The organism is Nostoc sp. (genome assembly GCF_036919575.1).
Classification (GTDB): Bacteria; Cyanobacteriota; Cyanobacteriia; order Cyanobacteriales; family Nostocaceae; genus Nostoc.
This window is the reverse complement of the sequence record NZ_JBALBY010000106.1, coordinates 80,431-103,605: the sequence shown is the minus strand read 5'-3', so window position 1 is coordinate 103,605 and position 23,175 is coordinate 80,431. Positions and strand designations below refer to the sequence as shown.

Here is a 23,175-nt window from a genome sequence, read left to right as displayed (position 1 = left end):
GTGCAAGGATTTGATGAAGTTTCTCTAAATATTTTTAAAGAAGCGATGCCTTCTCTACCAGACGCTATGATCCGAACTTAATCTTCATAATATGAACACTGAAATAAACTCCAGAATACCTGTTGCTTTAACCATTGCTGGTTCCGATAGCGGTGGCGGTGCAGGAATTCAAGCTGATTTACGCACCTTTGCTTTTCACTGTATCCACGGTACTAGCGCTATAACCTGCGTCACGGCACAAAACACTCTAGGAGTGAGGAGGGTTGATGCCATGCCAAGAGAGGCTGTTGTGGCGCAAATTCAGGCAGTAGTTGAGGATATTGGCGTACAAGCTGCCAAAACGGGAATGTTGCTCAATCAGGAAATTATCTTTGCTGTTGCCCAGCAGGTAGAAGCTTTACAAATCCCTAATCTAGTAGTTGATCCAGTAATGGTGTCACGTACAGGAGCGCAACTGATTGATGATGATGCGGTGAAGACTCTGTGCCATGCTCTGATTCCCAAGGCGGTTATCATTACGCCGAATCGCTACGAAGCCCAGATTTTGAGCGGTTTACAAATTAATTCCTTGGAGGATATGCAAGCTGCTGCTGAAATTATTCACAAGACTTTACGCACGAAGGCTGTTTTAGTCAAGGGCGGAGGTATGCAGGGAGATATGCGTGGTGTTGATATCTGGTTTGATGGGGAGAAGTTGGAAGTTTTGACTTGCCAGCAAGTAGAGACGAAAAATACTCACGGTACTGGTTGTACACTATCGGCTGCGATCGCTGCTAATCTGGCTAAAGGAAAAGACTTGTGGCAGGCAGTGCAACAGGCAAAGGAGTATGTGACTACTGCACTCACTTACGCCCTAGATATTGGCCAAGGGCAAGGCCCTGTAGGACACTTTTTCCCTTTGTTACGAAATTAACCTTTTGGGAGCATGGGGAGATGAGGGAGATGAGGGAGATGAGGGAGATGAGGGAGATGAGGGAGATGAGGAGGAGTGAGAATTTTGGATTTTAGATTGAAATTTAATCCAAAATCTAAAATCCAAAATCCAAAATCCAAAATTGAATTGCCCCATGCCCCATAATAAATCTTTGCTCTTTCGACATTTTTCTATTATTCTTGGGCATAGTTTCAGGGCTGACTATCTCTGTTAGCATCTCTGTACGATCTAATTACCTTGATTTTTAATCCCAAGTCCCCGATGCGAACAACCATAGGTTCTGTTCACAGGAATTCGCCAACACCAACTACTCAAGCCTACCCTCCCTCTGTACCACTATCTGTATACAGGGAATTGTCAACAGAGTTGCAAGCAACACAGGCGAGGCTAAATGCACTCACTACCCAAAATCAGCAATTAGCACAAGAAAATCAACTACTACGCCAAGAGATTATCAAAGTCGTTGAGTCTTTTTCTCACTTGCAAAAGTTTGTGGATTCCCATGCTACGCCTAGTTATCACCAAGCTACCCAAGCTTCTGGCGACGTTAAAAGTGCTACCAAACAGCCAGTAACACAAGCGCGTCCACGTCAACAGGTTTCTCCTTCGCGCCCACCCGTTGTGCCCAAAGCCTCACCCGAAAAAAGCCGCCGCCAAGACTTTTCTACACCTGTAATGGAAATAAATTTCCCGATACCAGAACCAGTTTTTATAGAAGAGCAACAAGTAAGTTATTATTCCACTACTGAGCCGGATATCAAGGGACTCAATGGCTGGTGGTTAATTATCACCATCTTGTTAATCATGCTGACTGCTTTTAGTGCTGGATATTTCGTTGTGCGTCCCTTGTTTGAACATCAGAAACGTTAGTTGACACTCCCCCAGTCAGCAGCAGGCTTTTGGGCTAGCGTGCAATTTGTCTACAATCACTATCTAAATATCCGAACAAATCTGCTAAATGGCGGAGTTGATCTATTTTTAGGTTATAAAAGCTACATAAAATGCTAAATTGACAGCAACTTCTTTATGTTAGAACCTCAAAAATTATCCAATTAATAAATCCTTGCTGGTTTTCATGTCCCAAACCCTCAAGCAAAGCATCTACACTTTAAAAAAAGTGGTAATTATTACATATGTTTTAGGAAAAGCACTGCTAGTTACAGCTTCAGACAACGGATCTGGTTAGATATATAAACGAAGCTAGTAGAAGTCAGGAGTCAAGAAGATGAAAAAAGTGGAAGCGATTATCCGGCCATTTAAGCTAGATGAGGTGAAAATTGCCTTAGTTAACGCTGGTATTGTTGGGATGACTGTTTCTGAAGTCCGGGGGTTCGGACGTCAGAAAGGTCAAACTGAACGGTATCGCGGTTCTGAGTATACCGTTGAGTTTCTGCAAAAACTCAAGGTGGAAATCGTCGTTGACGATAATCAGGTTGATATGGTGGTGGACAAAGTTATTGCTGCTGCCCGCACTGGTGAAATCGGCGATGGTAAAATTTTCATCTCGCCTGTTGAGCAAGTGATTCGGATTCGCACTGGCGAAAAGAACACAGAAGCAGTTTAAAAAAGTTATGAGTTAAGAGTTAAAAGTTATGAGTTGTGATATCATCTCCGCCAAATTACCCATAATAAAAGAACCCCACCCCCAACCCCTCCTCGCCGGCGGGGAGGGGAGCTAAAGCGCAGCTTTGGCTCTTTGGGGTTCCGGGTATTATGCTTAATTACCCGGACATGATATGAGTCAGGGATAATGAATGAAGATTTAGCATAAATCCTAACTCCTAACTCCTAACTCCTAACTCCTAACTCCTAACTCCTAACTCCTAACTCCTAACTCCTAACTCCTAACTCTCTCCAGTTGCGGAAGTAAAGCTGTAAAAGCCTTACCTCGATGGCTAATTGACCTCTTTAACTCCCGTGTCATCTCAGCAAAGGTCAATTGCAACTCTTGCACATAAAAAATTGGGTCGTAGCCGAAACCATCATTACCACGAGGTGTGTGAAGAATTTCGCCACGACAAACACCTTCAGATTCTAATACGATCGCACCATCAGGACGAGCGATCGCTACTGCACAAACAAATTGAGCTTGCCGATTTACTTCGTTGCCTAATTCCTTCAATACCCTAGCAATGCGTTCTGAGTCGGTTTTGGCATAACGTGCAGAATACACCCCTGGTGCGCCATTTAGGGCATCTACTTGCAAGCCCGAATCATCAGCAATTGCCCAGTTTCCTGTGGCTTTAGCAATTTGTGACGCTTTCAGACAAGCGTTCGCAGCAAAAGTTTCACCCGTCTCTTCAATTTCCAATTCTTCAGGTTTGAGGATTAATTCCCAACCAGAATTTTCCAGATAAGCTTGCATTTCCCGCAACTTACCTGGATTTCCTGTGGCTACTACAAGTAATTTGGTCATTAGTCATTGGTCATTGGTCATTGGTCATTAGTCATTGATCATTTACCAAGGACAAAGGACAAAGGACAAATGACTAATAACTAATTTTACTCCGCCCAGTGTTTCGCCCAAGCAAGAGTTTGATGTACTTGCTCAATTGTCGGGGCTTCACAGTAGAGGCGTAAAACTGGCTCAGTACCGCTAAACCGAATCATTAACCAGCTTTTATCCGCGAGGCGATATTTGTAGCCGTCAATTGTCTGGCAATCAATTACTGCTAAAGAGGCAATTTCCGTTAAGGGTTGGCTTTGCAGTTGTTGCAAAAGACGCGATCGCACTTCCATACTTGCTAAGGGTAAATCAATGCGATCGTATGCTGAGGTAAACCCTGTTTGTTTCTGTAACTGGCGATAATATTCACCTAAATCCAAACCAGATTCTACAATCGCCTCTAGGACGTATAACGCTGACAGCAGGGCATCGCGTTCGGGAATATGGCTGCCATAGCCAATTCCTCCCGACTCTTCGCCACCCAGCAACACTTTTGCTGCTAACATTCTGTCAGCGATGTATTTATAACCAACTGCTGTCTCAAAGACTGAGAGGTTATGTAGTGCTGCTACAAGGGGCATCAAGTCGGAACCACTGACAGTTTTGACTATTTCACCCGTAAAGCCGCGCCGTAGGGTTAAGTGGTCGATTAATATCGGGATTAATACTTGGGAACTTAGGAAATTGGCTTCTCCATCCACTGCTGCAATGCGATCGCAGTCTCCATCAAATACCAACCCCACCGTTAAACCTGATTTATCGGTTTCTCGGTGAGTCTTGATGACTTGAAATAGCTTTGAAAGGTATTTAGGCAAGGGTTCCGGCGCACCGCCACCAAAGAGGGGATCGCGTTCTGAGTTGATTTCTTTAACCTGATTGCCTAGTAGTTTCGCCAATCCGCCAGCCGCCGCGCCATGCATAACATCGGCAAATAACGTTAATTTGCCAGATGCGATCGCTTCTCGAATTTTGACGATATCAACTTTACCCTCTAGTGCTTGGGTATAACTAGGCCAAGGATCGAATTTCTCTTGCTTGCCTGGGGTAGCTGCTACTGGTACTACTCCAATGGACAACTGTGCTTCTATCTCTTTTGTGACTTCTGGCGGTACTGACCCACCAAAATAGCCCTTGACTTTTAAACCCAAATATGTACCAGGATTATGGCTGGCTGTAATTACCAGCGCCCCTAAAGCATTGAGTTCTTTTGCTGCCCAACTATAAGCTGGGGTTGGGGCATAATCCTCGCTCAAAAGTACATCAAATCCAATAGCGGTGACAGTATCGGCAACAGCACGAGCAAAGTCTTCGGCCATGAATCGGCGATCGTAACCGACAATTATTGTCCGGCTACCCACCGTAGAAAAATATGTATCATATAATACTTTTGCGGCAACTGGTGCGACCAGGGCTAGGCGTTCAAAGGTGAACTCGTCACCAATAACGCCCCGCCAGCCGTCTGTACCAAACTTGATTGAGTTAGCTACAACTGGCATCTAGGTATCCTAACTGTCTACTTGAGGATTCTAGCATTTATACAGTGTGCAAAGTAAAAAAAGAATCTAGTAATAATATGTACTAATAATATTCAAGATAAAAGTTAGCAAATTTGTGCATTGTAGAGGTGCGATCGGGTGTATTTCTTTTTCCATACCGCATGTTGGGGCAAGAGACTTTTTTTGTGCCTAATGGGTCTAATTTTACTTTTTTAGGACTTACGCACTGTACAAATTCATCATGATGTGCATCAATCAAAATAGGTTTTTTCAGGCTTTTCTTAATTATCCTTGGCTCGTAAATAGACCATGCTGTAGGGGTAAAGCATGCTCATACGTGTCAACTTAAGCTCAAATGCTTATCCCACAGGCGTTTTACCCCCCTTAATCCCCCCTTGTAAAGGGGGGAAAAAAATCCGGTTCCCTCCCCTTTATAAGGGGAGGGTTAGGGTGGGGTAACACGGATCGTGATGAGAAGCCAAAGAATTGAATATCACGTCTTGACAAGGGTTTCACGTTAAGTTGACACCTATGAGCATTGGTAAACCCCTACGAAAAATGTGGTTTTTCGCGTTATATATATTCACTCTTTCTTGTCAATTGGTGATTTGAAAGTTGATACTAAAGGTGGGAGCGAAGAAGATAAAGCAGAGGTTAAGTGAGCTATTTTTGTATGTTTTAATTGATGTAAAAGGCGAATTATGAACGGTAAAGAATTGCTGAGACGTTACGCTGCTGGGGAGAGAGATTTTAGCGGGGTCGATCTCAAAGGAGCTAATCTTAGTGGAGTCAGTCGTAGCTTTGACGTTGATTCTTATGCCGAACCCTACAGTCAGGGAATCACTTCCGATTTGAGCAGGATTAATCTCAGTGGTGCCGATTTGACTCAGGCTTACTTGAGGGGGGTCAATTTGGAAGGAGCGAACTTGAGTAATGCCAACTTGACCCGTGCTGACTTGAGTAAAAGCAATCTCACCAATACCGACCTGAGTGGAGCTAACTTGACCGAAGCCTTGCTGGAGTGGGCCGAGTTGGATGGTACTAATATGAGAGGGGCTAACTTGTTTAATGCTGAAATCAGAGTTGGCGATGCATTTAGTCCCGATCTGACTGGAGCTAAAAATGTCAAGACTGTCGATTTTACTGGTATGGCTATAGAGTTGACTTTGGAGGACGGGACTATTATCGATACCACCGACTACGATTGGTAAATTAACTGCTTCTTGAGCCTCAAATAATAGAAGAGCTTGCAATATTGGTTTTCAATTCTTAATTCACATTAAACATGATTTATAAAAAGTATTTTATGGATATCGCTCTGTATAACTTGATTAGATGCGATCGCATTTCTAAAAAAAATATAAACATTAATAATCCTTAATAGTATTAACTATTAAGGATTGTTAACATGAGCAAAAACTGCTCACAAACCTGATTGTTCCTTAAAAATCATCGAGAAACTGACTAAGGCGACTGATTACGGGGTCAACCTCTTGAGGAGGAGTAGCAACAGTATAAGAAGTATTATTTACTACTTCTAATTGAGATGGAGACGGAATGAATGATCGATCATTGACTATGAGCGCCAGTTGTGCAACTTGTTGAGAAAGTTGCAGTAGATGATGTTCCATCGCCTCCAAACGATTAGATCCCTTGGCAAAAAAACGTTCCTCAAGTCCAGCCACTTGACGTTGCAGTTCACCAATTTGTTGATCAATCGGTGTTGTTGCTGCTGTTTGTGGAGCAGGTTGTACAGGTTCCGGTACACATAAAGACTGCCACAAGGCTTCTTTACAGAGGTCACTGAAAGTCTTGTCTGGTTGTTTTTCCAAATAACTTTCTACTTGCGCTAACAAGCTTTCATCAGCAAGCTCTGGGTTGAACGTGACGGATTTAACTACCTTTTTTGACCATTGGAACATCAGATTTATGCCCTAGCAGCGCGATTGGAGGATAATTGTGCCTCTCCATAAATATACTGCCCCAAAGCATTCGCCTGTCGTGAAGGTGCTGCTAAATGAGCATTAATCTTTGCTTCTTTGAGCAGGCGTTGAACGTCATCCCAGAAAAACTCACCACCTCCTCCAGTGAGAATCACATCAGTGACGCGTTCTGGCAACCAGGCTAGCACACGGCTACAAATTTCGCGGGAAAACATCTCCGTGAGGTTGGGAAGAAAATCATCCAGGTTGGTGGGCTTGCTAGCGCCTTTAGGACGGTAATAGCGTTCACCTCTGGGTTTGTTAACAGCAGAAATCAGCGCTAGAGATTGACTATCTGCTCCCTCGATTTCGGCGGACACCAATTCATAAAACTTATTCATACCAAAGTCTTCGCTCTTAGAAGCACCTCTGGCAAAACGGAAGTTATCTACCATCAAAAGATCGACGGTTTGATGTCCAATATCAACGATCGCCACCGATATTTTTGTAAAATCGGGACTGCCAGGACTTTTCTTCGGTTGAGCTTCAGACCACAGTAGGCTACCGTAGCCCTCTGGCATTACCCAAACCTTACTGACGTTCAGCGATACAGATTCGCCTCGGAAGTTCAACACATGAGGCCCACCTACTTGGCTAATCAACTGTGCTTTTTCCTTTTCAAATTGCTCTAAGGAAAGAAAAGGCAGACCCAGTACGACTGAGATATCATTTTTGAGTTTGAAGTAGCCAGCACTTGCTAACACTTTTACCAGTGCAGCTTCTACCTTAGATTGGCCGACTCCTAAATTTGCCCCAAAATCTGCTGCTAGTTGACCAACAGCATATCCATTTCCTTGATACTCCAGCCATAAATCCATTAAGGGATCAGTAGCCCTGGCTTCAAAAACACCGCCGCGTACTTGTTCTATTGACATCTGCTTCACGTTGGCAGGTACGAACACCACATTATTCGGTTCACGACTCACACAAGTTTTTGTGGAAGTTCTGCCTAAATCAACACTGAGAATAGTTTTTCCACCAGCGACTGGGACGGCAGCAGGGTTAACAGCATTGATCGGGGTCGATGCTGACACTCTATTCATCGGTATAGCAGCGGCATTGATTGGGGTAGCGGCGGAAGGTTGGTCTGTCATCAAAGCTCCTAGTTCAAACTTAACTGTAAAAAGTTGTCATGCTCATCTTACAAAAATGCGAGCAACCAGAAATTCTAGGTTGCGTCAAGTGTAGCTAGAAATACGCCAAAAATTAATTCCGGCGATACCTCCGGTGGACTTTGCCAACGTATATTTAGTATTATTTGGCATAGTGTAGGCGAATTTTGGCCAGATGTAACCCCTGCTTTCACTACTTTCAAACCAAAAGCGGCCGTGTTTCATCTTCTGGTGCGTCTTAACTGGCGCTTGAGTACCCAGAAAACAAATGCTAAAACCAAACCACCAAGTACGATTTTGGATACAGGAGCAAGGTACTTGTCCACAAGTTCATACTGACTACCCAACGCGTATCCTGAGTATGTTAGCAAACCCACCCAAGCAGCGCTACCTAATGTTGTGTAAAACAGAAATGCTAGCAAGGGCATATTGGTGATTCCTGCGGGAACAGAAATCAAGGTACGGATTCCTGGAACAAGGCGACCAATCAAAACTGCTTTGTTACCTTGAGAGTCAAACCAGCGCGTTGCCTTATCGATATCTTTGCTGGATATTGCCAGCCACTTACCATACTTGTCAGCTATAGCTTTCAAGCGCTTTTCACTTAAGAACTTACCAGGGTAATACCAAATAAGTGCGCCCAATACAGAACCCACAAGTCCTGCAAAAAACACACCAATGATATTCAGCTTTGCCCCTCCTGGTTGATATGGGCTTGCAGTAAATCCAGCCAGAGGCATAATCAATTCTGAAGGAATGGGGGGAAAAAGGTTTTCTAGGAACATTAGTAGGGCGATTCCCCAATAGCCAAAATAGTTGATAGTATTAGTTATCCATTCAAGCATTGAGTCAATTCCTGAAATTGCTGAACCAGTTTTATCGGGTAAGGCAGGAGGCAGAAGGAAAAGATACGTGTCAACTTAACGTGAAAGTTAGTCTAGAAGCAGCTTTTAGAGATTATCTCGTTAAGAGTCTCCGACTGGGAATGCCCGTCGTTGAGGCTCCGCCTCAAGACTTGCGGCAGAGCCGCGATGAGGTGCATTTCCAGCCTCTTGCTGGAAACGAGGTTATAAAAGGCTTTCACGTTAAGTTGACACCAATGGAAGGAAAACTGCCCTCTATTCCCTGCCCCGACCAATCAGGGAAAGGGGTTTAAGTTTCATTAATTTTGCGGGGCTGCGAGATCCCCGACTTCTTCAAGAAGTCGGGGATCTGACCACTCTGATGATTTATGTTGTCTAATTATTTAGATCCCCCTTAGTCAGTTTTTTAAAAGGACTAGGGAGGATCTAAAGATTTGATGGCAAATTTAAAAACATACTCTAGGGTTTTCTTCTGAGGTTGATGCTGTGGAGGAGATGAGGAAGAAAATTTTACCTTGTCCCCCTCATCCCCCTCATCCCCCTCATCCCCTCTTCTTCTTCTAGGCTGTCGGGGTCAATGATTGTACTCTTGGTTCCGATTGCCAGTCTAATGGATTCCAAACTCGATCTTCCAGCGCCATTTGCTCAATCAAACTTGCCAGTCTCAGGGCTTTGAGAGCTTGTTCACCACCTACTGAGGGTTGATTGCCACCATGCACACAGTTGACAAAATGTTCTAATTCTGCACTCAATGGTTGAATATTGCTGGTGTAGACTTTTTCAATTACACCATCTTGCCTGTAAAGTACTTGTCGGTGGTCGGTGAGAGAATTAGCAGTCGTTTGTCGGTGAATCAAAATTTCATTTTTGAGAAAATCTGCCTCAGTAAATGAATTTTTGCAATGGGCGACAATCCGGCGAATTTTGCGGTGGGTGACTTTACTAGCAGTCAAAGTAGCAACAATACCATTGGCAAATCCTAATGTGGCGGTTACGTAATCTAAATAACCAGAGTCTAGGGCGCGACTTCCGCTAGCAGTCAATTTGGTGACTGGGGAAGCAGCTAATTCCAAAAGTAGGTCAATGTCATGGATCATTAAATCCAGCACAACTGAAACATCGTTTGCCCGATCTGAGTAAGGACTCATTCTATGGGCTTCTAGCGCCAGCAATTCCTCTGTTTTCAGAACTTGGCTCAGTTCTTTAAAAGCTGGGTTGAAACGCTCAATATGACCTACTTGCAGGATACAGCCAGACTCAGCTGCGGCATTTACTAAAGACTCTGCCTCAGAAATACTGGCTGCGATCGGTTTTTCAATCAAAACATGAATTCCCGCTAACAGACAGTTGATACCCACGGCATAGTGCAAGCGGGTGGGAACAGCGACACAAACTGCTTCCACCAGGGGTAGCAGATCACAGTAATCTTCAAAAAAACGCACCTTGTACTTGCTGGCAGTTTCTAATCCTCGCTCAACGTTAATATCTGCCACTCCGACTAGTTCAACATCTTTCATTGAACTCAGCACGCGAGCGTGATGTTGTCCCATGTTACCCACTCCAATCACGCCTATGCGGATCGGTCGTGGCTGGTTGCGCTGTGTATATGGATTCGGTTCTGCCACTGACATGCTATTTTGCACTATTATTCTCTCCTCAACCACCAAATTTAGAGACGCTACGGCCGTTGGCGTTTATACTCGAAAGCCAGTTACGATCCGTCTAAAACCATCCAGATGGTAACATAGAGCCTATGTTTATGAAGAATTTCAAAGTTTGTGATCGGTTCCCGTAATCCAGATATCTTTTGTATAGATAGTTCGGGTTGGCTTTGGATTTTGCACTTTCTCCAAAAAATATATGTCTTTTTATAAGAAGAATTCAGAACTCAGGAGTCAGAATTCAGAATTGAATTGGAGTCCGACACAACGACCGGCTCAGTGCATCGCTGGGTAATGAATATTGGTTTAAAACCAAGCCGAATTGCGGGCGAAAAAAATTAAAATATTCTCGCCTTAAAACTCTATCCCTTTATGGGTAGAGTATTCACAATTGGTGAATTCTGTATTCTGACTCCTGTTTTATTAACTTTAAAAAGTTCAGTACTTGAAATCCAAATTTGCAACCGAGATGAAAGCTGTAATTCTGTTATCTGGGGGATTAGACTCTTCCACAATTCTGTACAAAGCTCAGGCTGATGGCTGTGAATGTCATGCTATTTCCTTTGATTACCAGCAGCGACACCGACGAGAGTTACAGTCAGCCTTTACCGTTGCTCAAAAAGCTGCGATCGCAAAACATCAGGTGGTAAATTTTGACTTACGACAATGGGGCGGTTCAGCACTTACTGATGATGCCATTGATTTACCCCAGGAGCGATCGCTGGATGAAATGTCTCAAAATATTCCTGTCACCTATGTTCCGGCTCGTAATACCATATTTTTAAGCTTTGCTCTTGGTTACGCCGAAGCGATCGCAGCAGAGCGTGTCTATATCGGCGTCAATGCCCTAGATTACTCAGGATATCCTGATTGTCGCCCCGACTATATCCAGGCAATGCAGGAAGTTTTTCGCCTGGGAACCAAACAAGGGCGTGAGGGACAACCAATTAATATTGTTGCACCTTTAATCAACTTGAAAAAAACTGAAATCATCCAACTGGGGAACCAATTGGGAGTTCCTTGGGAGCTAACTTGGTCTTGCTATGTCGGTGGAGATGTCGCCTGTGGCGTTTGTGATTCTTGTCGGTTGCGGCTAGCAGCTTTTGCCGAATTGGGACTCGTTGATCCAGTGGCGTATGCTTCTTGAGTGGGGAGTGGGGAGTGGGGAGTGGGGAGTGGGGAGTGGGGAGTGGGGAGTGGGGAGTGGGGAGTGGGGAGTGGGGAGTTAGGAGTTAGGAGTTAGGAGTTAGAAGTTAGGAGTTAGGAGTTAAAGTTCATAACTTAACGTGAATTCGACGGCTCATATGATGTCCAGCCCCAATCCATCTTAATTTCTTTAATTTCAGTGCGTTTCAACGTACTTTAGCTATTAGCCCGCAATTTATTGCAGGGCGGGAAAGCAACGCAAAGCCGAGGTTTTAGGGCTGGAGGGTTTAATCCCTCACTTATTCGCCAACAGTCTCATTCTATTCGCCAAGGCTTAAGTTGACACCAATGCCCCCCACTCCCCACTCCCCACTCCCCACTCCCCATTCATTCCTAACTCTCAACTCCTAACTCTTCTAAGCGTTGCAGTTGAATTTGATGCAGGCGTGGGCCAACAATTGACACCACAGTGAATTCGAGATTTTGATAACAGAAGGTTTCGCCTTTGACAGGAATTTTCTGTAACTCATACAGCAAAAAGCCCCCTAGTGTTTGGTATTCTCTTGTCAAGGGCAAATTGAGATGTAAAATTTCGTTGAGGTCTTCGAGGTTGATCTGTGCCTGTACCAAAAATTTCTGCTCATCTAACATCTGAATCAGTAAGTCATCGCTGTTTTCAGGTTCGCTGGCGTCGCCAATGATTTCGGCAATCACATCTTTGATTGTCACTAGTCCTACGATACCGCCAAATTCATTCACTACCATGACCATAGCTGGTTTCTCTTGCTGCATCATTGGCAAAAGTTCACTCAAGGGCGTATGTTCTGGAACAAACCGGGCGGGACGCATCCAAGGTTGGATCTGTGTCTCTAAACTTAGCTTTCCGACAGCTAAAGGTTGTGCCAAATCTTTAAAATAAACAATGCCGCGAACATCGTCCAAAGATTCACCAATTACGGGATAGCGAGAGTAGCCAGTAGAAGCCATTTCCCTGAGTAATGTCTGGAAGGTTGCATCTTTTGGCAACGCGACAATACTGGTGCGGGGGATCATTACATCTTGGGCTATGATCCCCCCAAACTCAAAGACATTATTGAGCAATTCTCGCTCTGCACGCTGTAAACCAGTAGAACCCCATTCTGTAGAGATAATCAGTTGCAATTCTTCGGGAGTTACAGGTGGCCTCCAGCCTTGACCGGTGTATTGGATACCAAAAATCCGCAATAAGCAACGATTTGATTGGTTGAGAATCCAGATGAAGGGACCAAAAAAACGCACGATCGCTTTTACCGAAGGCCCCAAAAACCTCGCTAGCTGTTCTGAGTACAGCATGGCTAAGGATTTGGGACATAGTTCTCCGATCACAATTTGTAAATAGGCAATCAAGAAAAAGGCGATGGGAATTGATAGGGAATGGGCGATGAAGGTAGTCATCCCACTGGGTAAAGGCCAGGATCTTAACCAAGCATTCACCAGCACCACAATCGTACTTTCTCCAATCCATCCCAGTGCCAAACTAGAAAGGGTAATGCCTAACTGAGTGGTAGATAGCAGTCGGTCAATACTACGTTGTAGCATTTCCACTGCGATCGCCGGAATATCCCCAGCCTTAACTAGCTGGTGAATACGCGATCGCCGCACGCTCACCATCGAAAATTCCGCCGTCACAAAAAAGGCATTTATGGCAATCAGCAGTAGCACTGACAACAACCGCAGCGCCACGTCTGTCCAAATTAAATTAGGAAAACCACTTACCACCAAAGCTCGTGTAAAACTCACGCCCTCCATTCTTGAATTTTGGATTTTGGATTTTGGATTTTGGATTAAATTTTGGGTATTAGGGATTAGGTAAATTACTTAGTACCAAGTCCCCAATCTAAAATCTAAAATCTAAAATCTAAAATCTCCAGTTGCCCAATCTATCTTTCTACAGGAATATTCGATGCTTCTAGCTTCAATTGTTGAGCGGGATAATCAGTGAGAGCCAGTGATATCTTCTTGACATCATCAAGCAAAGCTGTGGGAATGCTCACTGTACCCGAAAATGTTGGACCATTTGCAGGCAATTCTGTTGGTAAACCCTCTGTACTAGCACTCAGGGTTCGTCCTTTATCATCGGTAACATCTAAAAAACTATACAGGAAGCGCACAGAATCTTTACCTTTGTTCTGCATTTTCACTTTCAGTAGCAAATCACCACCAGAGTAGCGAACAGATTGCACAGACATGGTTACACCCTCACTCTGGGCAGTAACCGGAAAACCTGGCTGGAGTTTTTCTTCAACCACTTGTGGGCGTTTTTCCTCTGGTTTCTGCTTGCTGCTATTGGTTTCTTCATCATCTTCCTCTAGCTTCTCCGATTTAGAAGCCTTGGTCTTACCCTCAATTCGCGCCTTGACAATTTTCAGGATTTCTTCCTCTTTTAATAGCACTAGCCCTGTCTGTTGGGAGCTATTTGTCTTATTACTGGCAAATTTGGTTGTGGGACGCCCATCTGGTGTAGTAACGCCTTTAAGTGCTGAACTCCCTAGTTCAAACCCCAAAAACGCGCTCACAGAGCCTGCTCCCAACATCAGGATTAACAAAATCAAAGTAAGAAGTACAGTAGAATTTATTTTCATCGCTGACAAGCTATCACAAAAGAATGCTGGTCTATTTAAGAATAATGAAGCTTTTGACCTCAATCCTTAAAGGAACTTAATCAATATTAGTTTGCACTATTTCATGATTAAACTATGTAGTATAAAAATCTGGTAAATTATTGTCGAGTATTCACAGGCGGTAAATTTGTGCTATAATTACACAATTGGCTAAACGTAGTGGATGAAATATCTTCCTCACCCTAAAATTAGCAAATCAGATTGACCTAAGAGTTAAAGTAATTGACTCGTAGGAACCCGAAACCCAAAAAACAAGCGCCTTTGGCCGATTGGGGAGGCAGCGAACTCATAATTCGCCTTCAGGCTGGTTCGATTCCAGCAGGGCGCACTGAATCATCAAAAAGCAGTAATAGAGGGGCATTGGTTATTAATTCATCTCCCTCATCCCCCTCATCTCCCCCACTCCCCACTCCCCACTCCCCACTCCCAAATCTTACCGAGGTGGCAAAGTTTCAAACCTAAATTCAGTTCCGACTTTGAGTTTGTTGCTATTCATACGGGGAGACATGATCAGCGACGTGTCATAAGGATTTGGTAAATCAGGAGTGCGAATATAAGGATCGTTGCCAACTTGCTGAGTCAGGACATCATGATATAAAGTGTTAACCAACTCAGCATCGTGGGCAATTTCATTTTCTGGGAAGGAACCACCGAAACTGGAACCAGATCCGAGAAATGAGTCTAGCTGACGCTTGAAGCTGGCATTTTCGTAGAAATTGCGATCGTGACGAAAATAAGCTCGTTCAAATACATCATTCGTAGTTTCATAATTGGGTGTTTGGGTTTGGGCAGATGCAACAGAGGGAAAAGTAATGGCAGCAGCAAGCAGCACCAACAAACTACCAAGGGTTTTTAATTTTATACGCACCTTTCTGACTCCTCAATTTTTAGGCAATCTTAATTTATGCTTAAGTTCAGAACTCTGATGAGTTCAACCTTTGGTGTAGCACAACTTTTAATGTTTTGTAATGACGTATCCTACTGAAACTCTTACCCACTCAGATATTTGGGCAACCACTGCTGATTTGACCACCTTGCGCCATAAGCTACTAGATTTATTTTGCCAACTTGCTTATCAAGAGGGTGATTTCGTTCTCGCTTCTGGGCTACGTAGTTCTTATTACGTGAATAAGATGCAGGTAACACTCCATCCTCAAGGTGCTTTGGCAGTTGGACGATTGCTGTTTCCCTTATTACCTGTAGATACACAGGCTGTGGGTGGTTTAACATTGGGGGCTGACCCAATTGTGACAGCAGTTAGTATAGTTTCTGTTTATGAAAACCGACCGATACCAGCGCTGATTATTCGCAAGGAAGCCAAGGGTTATGGGATGAAAGCTGATATAGAAGGTCCCAATTTACCAGAAGGTGCAAAAGTAGTAGTTTTGGAAGATGTGGTAACAACTGGGCAATCTGCTCTGAAAGCGGTTGAGCGTCTGAAAGAAGCAGGTTATACCGTAAATCAAGTAATTTCACTGGTAGACCGCGAGCAAGGAGGAGGGGAATTGTACCAGTCAGCTGGGTTAAAGTTTGAAACTTTGTTTTCGATTCAGGAAGTTCAGCAACGCTTCCGACAACTTGCGGATTTATGAACAATAGGACTTATCGAACAGAATTCAGGAGTCAGGAGTCAGGAGTCAGAATTCAGAATGAATTTTGTACGAAAAAGCAGATGAATAATCGGCGTTTTTGCACCCCCACAAAATTGAGCATCATGTGGATATCAAGCTTATTAAGATAAAAGTCTTGCTCTGCCTCATTCCTGGGCTGCTGCCTGGGAATGCGATCGCTGGGAGGGCTGCTGCCTCCTGTCAAACTGGGAGGCAGCAGCCCTCCCACAACAGCATTACAAGGCTCTGCCTTGTAACGAGAGGTGATGCACATTTGGTTATGTCTGTCAATGCGTAAGTCCTAGTATTAAGGAATAGAAACCGATCGCAATAATCGCTCAACAACAGTTCTAGAATTGCGTCCTCCTCTAGGAATAAGGCGATGGCAAAAAACGTGAGGGACGAGAAATTTCACATCATCGGGGATGGCATAATCACGCCCTAATAGAAAAGCTAGCGCTTTGGCAGCTCGTTGTAATGCTAATGTGCCACGCGGACTGACCCCAAGGGCGATTTCCTCATCTTGGCGTGTTGCCCGCACCAATTCGAGGATGTACTGTTGCAAGGAAGTTGCCACTTTTATTTGAGAACAGAGGTAACGCAATTCCTCTACTTCTGCCAAGGTAATACAAGGCTGCAAATCCGCAATCTTCACACCATTTTGGAGATTTTGCAGCATGAGGAGTTCTTCTGCCTCGGAAGGATAGCCCAAACTCAATGAGAGCATAAACCGATCCATTTGCGCTTCTGGCAGGGGAAAAGTACCTTGATACTCGATTGGGTTTTGAGTGGCAATGACAAAGAAGGGCTGGGGAACTGGACGAGAAACACCATCGACTGTTACCTGATGTTCTTCCATAACTTCCAGTAAAGCTGACTGAGTGCGGGGTGTAGCGCGGTTGATTTCGTCAGTTAACAGCACATTAGCAAAGACTGGCCCAGGAAGAAAAGTAAATTCGCCGCTTTTTGGGTTCCAAATGTTGGTGCCAGTGATGTCAGTTGGCAGTAAATCTGGGGTACATTGTAGCCGTTGAAACTTGCCATCCACTGAACGAGCTAGAGATTTAGCGAGCAAGGTTTTACCAACACCAGGGACATCTTCTAGAAGGGCATGACCACCACCTAGCAGGGCTACTAGCACTAAGCGTATTGCCTCGCTTTTGCCAACGATGGTAAGAGCTAGATTTTGTGTTAAAGCGTCAATTTTTTCTCTCATGTGGTGCGGGGAGTAGGGAGTGGGGAGTGGGGAGTGGGGAGTGGGGGAGTGAGGGGGATGAGGGGGATGGAGGGATGAGGGGGATAAGGGAGATGAGGGAGACAAGGGAAGAGTTTTCCCAATGCCCAATGCCCAATGCCCAATGCCCAATGCCCAATGCCCCATGCCCTATCTATTGTTCCCACTAAACACTCAAAACTTCTCTAGCAACAACGCAGTCAAGTTGAATTTGTGTTTTCAGGGCTTCTAGAGAAGGAAATTTTTGTTCCGGGCGCAAAAATTTAACTAGCTGCACAACTAGTTTTTTGCCATACAAATCACCAGACCAATCGAGCAGATGTACTTCCGCAGATGAATAAGTACCATTTACAGTTGGGCGATTACCGATATTCATTACGCCCAAGCTCGTGACATCTGATGTTTCACTGAGATTGAAAACGCGGACAGCGTAAACTCCTTGGCGGGGCAAAAACTTTTCTTTTGGTAGTTGGAGGTTGGCGGTGGGAAAGCCAATCGTTCTGCCCAGTTGTTGACCTTGAACGACATCACCAAGGAGAGTGTAGGGGCGCCCTAGTAGGAGATTTGCGTTTTCGATGTCGCCGGACTCAAGGGTTTGGCGGATTAATGAAGTGCTAATGCGGGCATCCTGAGTCGGAGTCGTACTGACGCAATTGCTTTCGGTGGGCGAGTTACCTGTATAAGTTTGTAAGGGAACGATCGCAACGGGGATATTGTGCTTGGCGGCGAGTAATTGCAAATCTTTAGCAGTACCACTGCGCTTTTCGCCAAAACAAAAATCCTGCCCGATGCTAATTCGCTGGCATCGCAGTTGTTGCACAAGAATTTTTTCGACGAATTCTTCGGGGGTCAAAGCAGATAATTCTTTGTCAAAGGGTAGTAGTACCAGTTGTTCTACCCCAAGCGATCGCAATTGTTGGACTTTTTCATCCAGTGGTGTTAACAATGTCCGGGGTTGCCCCGTAAAAAACTCGTGTGGATGGGGGTCAAAGGTGACAACTGTTGAATAGGTATATTCTCTATTTGTTAGTTGTTCATTTTCGTTTGACTGCGGACTACTGGCTACTGACAAGTGACCACCAGTGTGCAAGACTGGTTGAATTACCCTTTGATGACCAAGATGAACACCATCAAACTTGCCAAGGGCAACAGCAGTCGGCGTTAGCAGTTCTTCACTTGAAGAAGCAACCCACACAGAACACCCATTTTGAGACAAATTTAGCACGTGGATTCTGAGATTTTAGGTTTGTTTTAGCTATCAGCAGGAAGCTACCTTATGGTAAACCGCCTTGAGGAGTACAGCTTTTGTAGACGGTCTGAACTTTCACCAACTGCCCATGAGGTCTTGTGCGATCAGCTAGGGTGTTGATGCCACCCCTTTTAGCTATCAGCCAAAAGCCTAACCCACGGGAAGTAGCCCAAGATGGTTTCTTCTAAGTCCAGATAAGGGACTGACAACAAATAAATTATCCAATCTTGTGGGGTGGGCAACATGAGCGCCTTTGGCTATGGGCTCTCGTGTCGCCCACCCCACAAGAAGTAGTTGAGTATTTTTTTATTTGTCAGTCCCTAACCCCAAATACCAGAGCTAAAAAGGCTCTAGTTTCGTGCTGAGACTGCAACGAGGTTTTACCCCGCCCATCAGCCGCAATCTTAGGGGATCTGTGGGTGTCTGGGCTGTGTTGGTGAATCTATAAAGTGTCCTCCTGTTGTCGCCCTGATCCTGTGGTCGGCGCTCTAACAACTTTGGGCAACGCTGTCTCACCGTGCAGCCAACAGGTAGGCTCTCATGCTGAAAGCTTCTGATCACCAATCTAATCTAAAATCTCCAATTCCTGCGATCGCAATCTTTAAACAGAAGACTTCCTAACAGGAAAAGATTCTGATAAGGAAACTGAGGTGGGAACCTGGAGTAGCATTCCTTCCCGTGCCATGATCGCTCCAGGAAATTTCGCAGCTGCTTGTACCCCTACACGATCTAAAAAGTCGTCATCGTGTGCGGGGTCGTGGTGGTAAATCACTAGAGTTTTGACATTAGCAGCTTTCGCCACCTTTATAGCTTCTTGCCAAGTGGAATGTCCCCAGCCAATTTTCGCGGATGTTGGGGAGTGGTATTCTTCGTCTGTGTAGGTAGAATCGTAAATCAGAATGTCGGCATTACGAGCTAACCACAGCACATTGTCATCGAGTCGGTCGGGAAAATGTTCGGTATCAGTTATATAAGTAGCAGCGCCACCACGCCAGTTGACGCGGTATCCTACGGCTTCACCTGGATGATTTAAAGGTGCTGTTTCCAGGGTAACGTCATCAATGTGTATTGGTTGCCCCGGTCGAACGTCGTAGAAATTTAAATTGGCTTGCATAATCTGCAAGGGTACGGGAAAATTCGGGTGCAACATTTGATCGTTGAGGCGCTGTTCTATGGTAGAACCATCAGGTGCGATCGCGCCGTAGATATGAAAGTCATTCCCCTTCACAAACCCTGGAGTAAAGAAGGGAAAACCCTGCATGTGATCCCAGTGAGAGTGGGTAAAAAATATGTGAGCTTCTAACGGCATTTGGCACAATAAAGATTGCCCCAAAACGTGTAGTCCCGTGCCAGCATCGAAAATTAAGCGTTTATCGCCCGCTTGCATTGATATGCAAGGGGTATTACCGCCGTAACGAACGGTGTTTGGCCCTGGAGTGGGGATGCTGCCGCGAACGCCCCAAAATTGTACGGTAAATTGGTTCTCTATCCTAGACATAGGTGTTGCTTGCTGGACTGAGCGGGCGATAATTGGAAAAATTGTTACTTATTTTGTCTAAGTTTATGCTCTCTAACCGATTTTGGTAGAGGGAGGATTTCTTGGTAAAACAGCATACCCTGTTTCTGGCTGATTGTGTAAATGTGGATGAGATACTCTCAGGTAGAATTTTCCAGTTTTTGGGATGGATCTGTATCATTTATTTCAGGAATGTCCCTACGTTATAGCCTACTTTTTCTGCGATGCATTTGAATCACCCCAGTTTTTTCCTGATAAATCAAATGATTCATGGAAAATTGAATTCCAACTCAGACAATTTATCTAGTCCATTTGCGTCGGTAAGATCGTATTGTAACGGCGTTATACTGATGTAGTTTTTACGTATAATATGCACGTCTATCGGTACATTTTGAGGCACATTTAATCCGGTTGAGGGTTCCACATCCTCAATTACCTCTCCGGTTAACCAGTAGTACGTTTTTCCACGAGGATCAACTCGTTTATCAAACACATCAATGTAATGCCGCACTCCTTGACGGGTGAGAGTAACTCCGGCAATTTCTTCCCATTTGACCGCAGGAATATTGACGTTGAGTAACATTAAATCTAGTAGCGGTCTTTGGGCTAACTGGTCTACGAGAATTTTGGCAAACTTAGCAGCAGGTTGAAAGTCTTTAGATGTGTGACTAGCAAGACTCAGCGCTACACTGGGGATGCCTTCAATTAGACCTTCCATTGCCGCAGAAACAGTGCCGGAATACAAAATTTCAGTTCCCAAATTCGCACCTTGATTAATCCCAGAGAGAACCAAATCGGGGGGAGCCTCTAGCAAAGCCCACAGCGCCAATTTGACGCAATCTGAAGGTGTACCATCGCAAGCCCAAGCTTTGACAGCCGGATGAAAAATCTCTTCAATAATTTCAGCGCGAATTGGTTGGTGTAAAGTTAACCCGTGTCCAGTTGCCGATCGCTCTCGATCTGGGCAAACTACACTCACATCATGACCTGCTTCTGCCAAGTAGTTGGCTAGGGTACGAATCCCCAAGGCAGAAATGCCGTCATCGTTGCTAATTAGTAATTTCATAGTCATTGATCATTGGTCATTAGTTATTTGTTATTTGTTATTTGTTATTTGTCAATGTCGTAGGTCACAAACAGCAAAAAAACATATATACTCACTAGTACAATACGGCGGAAGTTTGCCTACCTTTAACAAGAGGCTTGAGCAACTTGTCTGACGCCAAGTCTTGTTAATTGAGATGTTAGCTGGATTTATGCCAAGCTGTACTAACCCAAGTTGCGTGTTAGGCGACTCCGGGTGCGAAGCACCCGGAAAGTCATGCGATGCCTGGGGCGGGCTACGCCTACGCACAAAAACTCTTCGGTTACGTTAGCCCATAACCGAGAGATAGATTTTTCACTACTTTGGGTTTAGTGTGCAAAAGCGGATTTGGGAAAGCGTTGGAAAAGACTACGAAAAGTTTGGCGATCGCGTCGGATGGCCAGACCTGAACTACTATGATTCTCCGCAGGGACATTTACCTGCTTTTGGCGGGTATGCGGAGGAGTGTAGGGGGGCTAAGTTTAAGAGTTCTATCATTGAGTTCTCTTTTCTCGCGTCGAGACTTGTAAACTGTAAGATGGAGAGGATTTCTTCACCTTTGCTTTAGCCTTCAACCCTACTAATAACTTGCTTCCCCAGTAGTTGTGCTTTTCTTTTTTTGCTTGAGAGCAGTATTTTTTAATAAATCTTGTGAGATTAAAATCTTAATATCCTTAAATAATGTATATTTAAATTACCTTTTAAAGCTGACAAATTGCTTTTAGAACTTGTAGCAACTGAGTTGAACGCCCTCTTTCCATTAAATTTAATTCTGGTAATAGATAATAAATCGGGGGATTTCCTTGTTCGATATAGACAAACTGATAACTTCTACCATTAGTCGTTAATCCCCAAACTGATTTTTGATTATCTAAATTTTTATAAGAGTATGTGAGTAGCTGAGGTAAACCTGTTGATATATCAACCTGACTATTTTTCGATTCAATTAACAGTACCCAAAAGTATGTCTGAGGTTTTGTATGTTGAGCTTTACTGACAGCTAAAATATCAAATCTTCCTTTAATTTTGATATCTTCATCTTCAACTTGAATATCAGCAATATTCTCCTCCAAAAGAATCTCGATAGGATAGCGATAAAAACCAGCTAATCTTAATAAAGGGGCAACTGCAAGAAACTTTACCTGACCTTCAGAAACTTTTCCTGCTGTCAGGTAGCGTCGAAAGTCATTACTAATTTGCAGAAGTTCCTGCGGTTCTGCTTCCGTGAGAGGTTCCAGAGATAAGTAGTTAGAAAATGAGTCCCTGTATTGTTCTTGAAAGCCAAACAGACGCTGAACTTCTTCTAAGGATAAATTACGAGCGTTGAGAATTGTCATATATATATTTTTTTTTGCTTGATTAAGGTGAAACTCAATCCAAATTCTTTACATAAAACCTATCTTAACCCCAGGTTGACTGACCAACTTCGTTAGGCTGCAACGAAAAAGATTTGTCAGTTAATCAAATATTTACCTACAGTAAAATCTGTAAACTGTCTTTTATAAGGCAATACGCTTGGGTTAAGGCTCAAACTCTTTGTCAAAGTCAATGTTTGCTAGTCGAGATAGTCCGGCGGGAATACTTCCTGACCATACTTTTCGGCGATGCCCTGTAACCGTTGCTGATCTTCCTGACTCATAACCGGGGGAGGCAGAAAGGTGCCGGCTGGCACAGGCGTGACTATTTCCTTAAAGAAGTCCTCTAGTCCGGCAGGAACTACCACGCACAACAGGTGTGCTATTGTATCCGTCTTATTTTTAAAACAATGCACTACCCCACCCAAGGGTATGTTGACAAATGAACCCTTCCGGGCTATATAAGTTTGAGATTTAGTTTTAACCTCAACTTCCCCTTCCAGTACATAAAAAGCTTCTTGAAAGCGGGCGTGCGCGTGGGGGCCAGGCCCGCCTTGCGGCGGCACCAGCATATCAATGACAGCGTAAGCCCCGTTGGTTTGTTCACCAGTAATAACTAGGCGGTAGGTATCACCTACCACCGACAGAATCTGGCCGTCCTGAGCATTTACTGTTATAAGATCATTGATTGGATTTTCCATGATAAGCTGTTGCGTATTTAATTTATATCTTGGACGCGGGCAAGATGCCCGCACTACAATATTTTTGGGTTTTCGTGTTATACAATTTAGCTGCACATCAACTTATTAAATTTGATTGATCCCTTT

25 protein-coding genes and 1 tRNA gene are annotated in these 23,175 nt (G+C 44.2%); 9 read left to right on the top strand and 17 right to left on the bottom strand.

Going from position 1 to position 23,175, the window contains the following annotated elements:
• Positions 1-91 precede the first annotated feature (91 nt).
• On the top strand, positions 92-913 hold the full coding sequence (gene thiD / locus V7K27_RS26795) for a bifunctional hydroxymethylpyrimidine kinase/phosphomethylpyrimidine kinase (protein WP_334951335.1): 822 nt from the start codon (positions 92-94) through the stop codon (positions 911-913).
• Here the strand turns inward: thiD and V7K27_RS26790 are convergent.
• Complete coding sequence (locus V7K27_RS26790) at positions 902-1,069, bottom strand: hypothetical protein (protein WP_334951333.1); 168 nt, start codon at positions 1,067-1,069, stop codon at positions 902-904. The genes thiD and V7K27_RS26790 overlap by 12 nt on opposite strands.
• 126 nt (positions 1,070-1,195) lie before the next feature.
• Between V7K27_RS26790 and V7K27_RS26785 the strand changes: the two genes are divergently transcribed.
• Both V7K27_RS26785 and V7K27_RS26780 read left to right on the top strand, forming a co-directional pair.
• The gene (locus tag V7K27_RS26785) at positions 1,196-1,804 is read left to right on the top strand and encodes a hypothetical protein (RefSeq protein ID WP_334951331.1); all 609 of its coding nucleotides are present in this window, start codon (positions 1,196-1,198) and stop codon (positions 1,802-1,804) included.
• Positions 1,805-2,159: 355 nt separating this feature from the next.
• Entirely contained in the window at positions 2,160-2,498 is a 339-nt protein-coding gene (locus V7K27_RS26780; RefSeq protein ID WP_300418920.1) for a P-II family nitrogen regulator, read from the top strand.
• A 273-nt stretch (positions 2,499-2,771) separates the two neighbouring features.
• Here V7K27_RS26780 and rdgB read toward each other — a convergent pair whose 3' ends face one another.
• Together rdgB and V7K27_RS26770 are read right to left on the bottom strand one after the other, a co-directional pair.
• The gene (gene rdgB / locus V7K27_RS26775) at positions 2,772-3,350 is read right to left on the bottom strand and encodes an RdgB/HAM1 family non-canonical purine NTP pyrophosphatase (RefSeq protein ID WP_334951330.1); all 579 of its coding nucleotides are present in this window, start codon (positions 3,348-3,350) and stop codon (positions 2,772-2,774) included.
• A gap of 86 nt (positions 3,351-3,436) precedes the next feature.
• Positions 3,437-4,876, bottom strand: coding sequence for a phosphoglucomutase/phosphomannomutase family protein (locus V7K27_RS26770; protein WP_334951329.1), 1,440 nt, complete (start codon positions 4,874-4,876; stop codon positions 3,437-3,439).
• A 701-nt stretch (positions 4,877-5,577) separates the two neighbouring features.
• Here V7K27_RS26770 and V7K27_RS26765 point away from each other — a divergent pair.
• Positions 5,578-6,087 (top strand): pentapeptide repeat-containing protein, encoded by a 510-nt coding sequence (locus V7K27_RS26765; protein ID WP_334951327.1) that lies wholly within the window; start codon positions 5,578-5,580, stop codon positions 6,085-6,087.
• A gap of 231 nt (positions 6,088-6,318) precedes the next feature.
• Here V7K27_RS26765 and V7K27_RS26760 read toward each other — a convergent pair whose 3' ends face one another.
• The 3 genes from V7K27_RS26760 to V7K27_RS26750 all read right to left on the bottom strand — a co-directional run bounded on the left by V7K27_RS26760 (position 6,319) and on the right by V7K27_RS26750 (position 8,815).
• A complete protein-coding gene (locus V7K27_RS26760; protein WP_292753455.1) occupies positions 6,319-6,798 on the bottom strand; it encodes a plasmid segregation centromere-binding protein ParR in 480 nt (159 codons plus the stop codon).
• A gap of 5 nt (positions 6,799-6,803) precedes the next feature.
• Positions 6,804-7,952 carry a ParM/StbA family protein gene (locus V7K27_RS26755; RefSeq protein WP_334951324.1) on the bottom strand — a complete coding sequence of 383 codons (1,149 nt, stop codon included), beginning with the start codon at positions 7,950-7,952 and terminating at the stop codon, positions 6,804-6,806.
• 239 nt (positions 7,953-8,191) lie between these two features.
• Complete coding sequence (locus tag V7K27_RS26750) at positions 8,192-8,815, bottom strand: DedA family protein (RefSeq protein WP_334951322.1); 624 nt, start codon at positions 8,813-8,815, stop codon at positions 8,192-8,194.
• Between V7K27_RS26750 and V7K27_RS26745 the strand changes: the two genes are divergently transcribed.
• Entirely contained in the window at positions 8,815-9,126 is a 312-nt protein-coding gene (locus tag V7K27_RS26745) for a hypothetical protein (RefSeq protein WP_334951320.1), read from the top strand. The genes V7K27_RS26750 and V7K27_RS26745 overlap by 1 nt on opposite strands.
• 267 nt (positions 9,127-9,393) lie before the next feature.
• On the opposite strand, the gene V7K27_RS26740 is transcribed toward V7K27_RS26745, so the two are convergent.
• The gene (locus V7K27_RS26740) at positions 9,394-10,476 is read right to left on the bottom strand and encodes a Gfo/Idh/MocA family oxidoreductase (RefSeq protein ID WP_300418931.1); all 1,083 of its coding nucleotides are present in this window, start codon (positions 10,474-10,476) and stop codon (positions 9,394-9,396) included.
• 487 nt (positions 10,477-10,963) lie between these two features.
• On the opposite strand from V7K27_RS26740, the gene queC reads away from it, so the two are divergent.
• The gene (queC, locus tag V7K27_RS26735) at positions 10,964-11,641 is read left to right on the top strand and encodes a 7-cyano-7-deazaguanine synthase QueC (RefSeq protein ID WP_334951318.1); all 678 of its coding nucleotides are present in this window, start codon (positions 10,964-10,966) and stop codon (positions 11,639-11,641) included.
• 392 nt (positions 11,642-12,033) lie between these two features.
• Here the strand turns inward: queC and V7K27_RS26730 are convergent, their stop codons facing one another.
• Both V7K27_RS26730 and V7K27_RS26725 read right to left on the bottom strand, forming a co-directional pair.
• Positions 12,034-13,428 (bottom strand): hemolysin family protein, encoded by a 1,395-nt coding sequence (locus V7K27_RS26730; protein WP_334951317.1) that lies wholly within the window; start codon positions 13,426-13,428, stop codon positions 12,034-12,036.
• A 131-nt stretch (positions 13,429-13,559) separates the two neighbouring features.
• Positions 13,560-14,261, bottom strand: a complete 702-nt coding sequence (locus tag V7K27_RS26725) for a hypothetical protein (protein WP_334951316.1) — start codon at positions 14,259-14,261, stop codon at positions 13,560-13,562.
• A 294-nt stretch (positions 14,262-14,555) separates the two neighbouring features.
• On the opposite strand from V7K27_RS26725, the gene V7K27_RS26720 reads away from it, so the two are divergent.
• Positions 14,556-14,628 (top strand) — tRNA-Ile (locus tag V7K27_RS26720).
• 105 nt (positions 14,629-14,733) lie between these two features.
• Here the strand turns inward: V7K27_RS26720 and V7K27_RS26715 are convergent.
• The gene (locus V7K27_RS26715) at positions 14,734-15,168 is read right to left on the bottom strand and encodes a hypothetical protein (protein ID WP_334951315.1); all 435 of its coding nucleotides are present in this window, start codon (positions 15,166-15,168) and stop codon (positions 14,734-14,736) included.
• A 100-nt stretch (positions 15,169-15,268) separates the two neighbouring features.
• Here V7K27_RS26715 and pyrE point away from each other — a divergent pair, with 100 nt between their 5' ends.
• Positions 15,269-15,892, top strand: coding sequence for an orotate phosphoribosyltransferase (gene pyrE / locus V7K27_RS26710; protein ID WP_334951314.1), 624 nt, complete (start codon positions 15,269-15,271; stop codon positions 15,890-15,892).
• Positions 15,893-15,944: 52 nt separating this feature from the next.
• Here the strand turns inward: pyrE and V7K27_RS26705 are convergent, their stop codons facing one another.
• The 5 genes from V7K27_RS26705 to surE form a co-directional block, all read right to left on the bottom strand.
• Positions 15,945-16,184: a hypothetical protein gene (locus V7K27_RS26705; protein ID WP_334951312.1), complete on the bottom strand. Its 240-nt coding sequence runs from the start codon at positions 16,182-16,184 to the stop codon at positions 15,945-15,947.
• A gap of 33 nt (positions 16,185-16,217) precedes the next feature.
• Entirely contained in the window at positions 16,218-17,126 is a 909-nt protein-coding gene (locus V7K27_RS26700) for an AAA family ATPase (RefSeq protein ID WP_334951588.1), read from the bottom strand.
• A gap of 184 nt (positions 17,127-17,310) precedes the next feature.
• Complete coding sequence (locus tag V7K27_RS26695; RefSeq protein ID WP_334951310.1) at positions 17,311-18,369, bottom strand: bifunctional riboflavin kinase/FAD synthetase; 1,059 nt, start codon at positions 18,367-18,369, stop codon at positions 17,311-17,313.
• Positions 18,370-18,994: 625 nt separating this feature from the next.
• On the bottom strand, positions 18,995-19,891 hold the full coding sequence (locus tag V7K27_RS26690; RefSeq protein WP_334951309.1) for an MBL fold metallo-hydrolase: 897 nt from the start codon (positions 19,889-19,891) through the stop codon (positions 18,995-18,997).
• 286 nt (positions 19,892-20,177) lie between these two features.
• A complete protein-coding gene (gene surE, locus V7K27_RS26685) occupies positions 20,178-20,975 on the bottom strand; it encodes a 5'/3'-nucleotidase SurE (RefSeq protein WP_334951586.1) in 798 nt (265 codons plus the stop codon).
• 352 nt (positions 20,976-21,327) lie between these two features.
• On the opposite strand from surE, the gene V7K27_RS26680 reads away from it, so the two are divergent.
• Complete coding sequence (locus V7K27_RS26680) at positions 21,328-21,561, top strand: hypothetical protein (protein ID WP_334951307.1); 234 nt, start codon at positions 21,328-21,330, stop codon at positions 21,559-21,561.
• Between the two features lie 133 nt (positions 21,562-21,694).
• Here the strand turns inward: V7K27_RS26680 and V7K27_RS26675 are convergent, their stop codons facing one another.
• Positions 21,695-22,330: a restriction endonuclease subunit R gene (locus V7K27_RS26675; protein WP_334951306.1), complete on the bottom strand. Its 636-nt coding sequence runs from the start codon at positions 22,328-22,330 to the stop codon at positions 21,695-21,697.
• A 218-nt stretch (positions 22,331-22,548) separates the two neighbouring features.
• Entirely contained in the window at positions 22,549-23,049 is a 501-nt protein-coding gene (locus V7K27_RS26670) for a cupin domain-containing protein (RefSeq protein WP_334951305.1), read from the bottom strand.
• Between the last annotated feature and the right edge of the window lie 126 nt (positions 23,050-23,175).

Bases quoted from the DNA above. Each gene is read 5' to 3' on its own strand.
- surE (WP_334951586.1), bottom strand. From the start codon at position 20,975: ATGAAATTACTAATTAGCAACGATGACGGCATTTCTGCCTTGGGGATT.
- V7K27_RS26790 (WP_334951333.1), bottom strand. From the start codon at position 1,069: ATGGGGCAATTCAATTTTGGATTTTGGATTTTGGATTTTAGATTTTGG.
- pyrE (WP_334951314.1), top strand. From the start codon at position 15,269: ATGACGTATCCTACTGAAACTCTTACCCACTCAGATATTTGGGCAACC.
- V7K27_RS26700 (WP_334951588.1), bottom strand. From the start codon at position 17,126: ATGAGAGAAAAAATTGACGCTTTAACACAAAATCTAGCTCTTACCATC.
- V7K27_RS26670 (WP_334951305.1), bottom strand. From the start codon at position 23,049: ATGGAAAATCCAATCAATGATCTTATAACAGTAAATGCTCAGGACGGC.
- V7K27_RS26770 (WP_334951329.1), bottom strand. From the start codon at position 4,876: ATGCCAGTTGTAGCTAACTCAATCAAGTTTGGTACAGACGGCTGGCGG.
- V7K27_RS26730 (WP_334951317.1), bottom strand. From the start codon at position 13,428: ATGGAGGGCGTGAGTTTTACACGAGCTTTGGTGGTAAGTGGTTTTCCT.
- queC (WP_334951318.1), top strand. From the start codon at position 10,964: ATGAAAGCTGTAATTCTGTTATCTGGGGGATTAGACTCTTCCACAATT.
- V7K27_RS26755 (WP_334951324.1), bottom strand. From the start codon at position 7,952: ATGACAGACCAACCTTCCGCCGCTACCCCAATCAATGCCGCTGCTATA.
- rdgB (WP_334951330.1), bottom strand. From the start codon at position 3,350: ATGACCAAATTACTTGTAGTAGCCACAGGAAATCCAGGTAAGTTGCGG.
- V7K27_RS26705 (WP_334951312.1), bottom strand. From the start codon at position 16,184: ATGTGCATCACCTCTCGTTACAAGGCAGAGCCTTGTAATGCTGTTGTG.
- V7K27_RS26725 (WP_334951316.1), bottom strand. From the start codon at position 14,261: ATGAAAATAAATTCTACTGTACTTCTTACTTTGATTTTGTTAATCCTG.
- V7K27_RS26690 (WP_334951309.1), bottom strand. From the start codon at position 19,891: ATGTCTAGGATAGAGAACCAATTTACCGTACAATTTTGGGGCGTTCGC.
- V7K27_RS26760 (WP_292753455.1), bottom strand. From the start codon at position 6,798: ATGTTCCAATGGTCAAAAAAGGTAGTTAAATCCGTCACGTTCAACCCA.
- V7K27_RS26780 (WP_300418920.1), top strand. From the start codon at position 2,160: ATGAAAAAAGTGGAAGCGATTATCCGGCCATTTAAGCTAGATGAGGTG.
- thiD (WP_334951335.1), top strand. From the start codon at position 92: ATGAACACTGAAATAAACTCCAGAATACCTGTTGCTTTAACCATTGCT.
- V7K27_RS26675 (WP_334951306.1), bottom strand. From the start codon at position 22,330: ATGACAATTCTCAACGCTCGTAATTTATCCTTAGAAGAAGTTCAGCGT.
- V7K27_RS26785 (WP_334951331.1), top strand. From the start codon at position 1,196: ATGCGAACAACCATAGGTTCTGTTCACAGGAATTCGCCAACACCAACT.
- V7K27_RS26750 (WP_334951322.1), bottom strand. From the start codon at position 8,815: ATGCTTGAATGGATAACTAATACTATCAACTATTTTGGCTATTGGGGA.
- V7K27_RS26765 (WP_334951327.1), top strand. From the start codon at position 5,578: ATGAACGGTAAAGAATTGCTGAGACGTTACGCTGCTGGGGAGAGAGAT.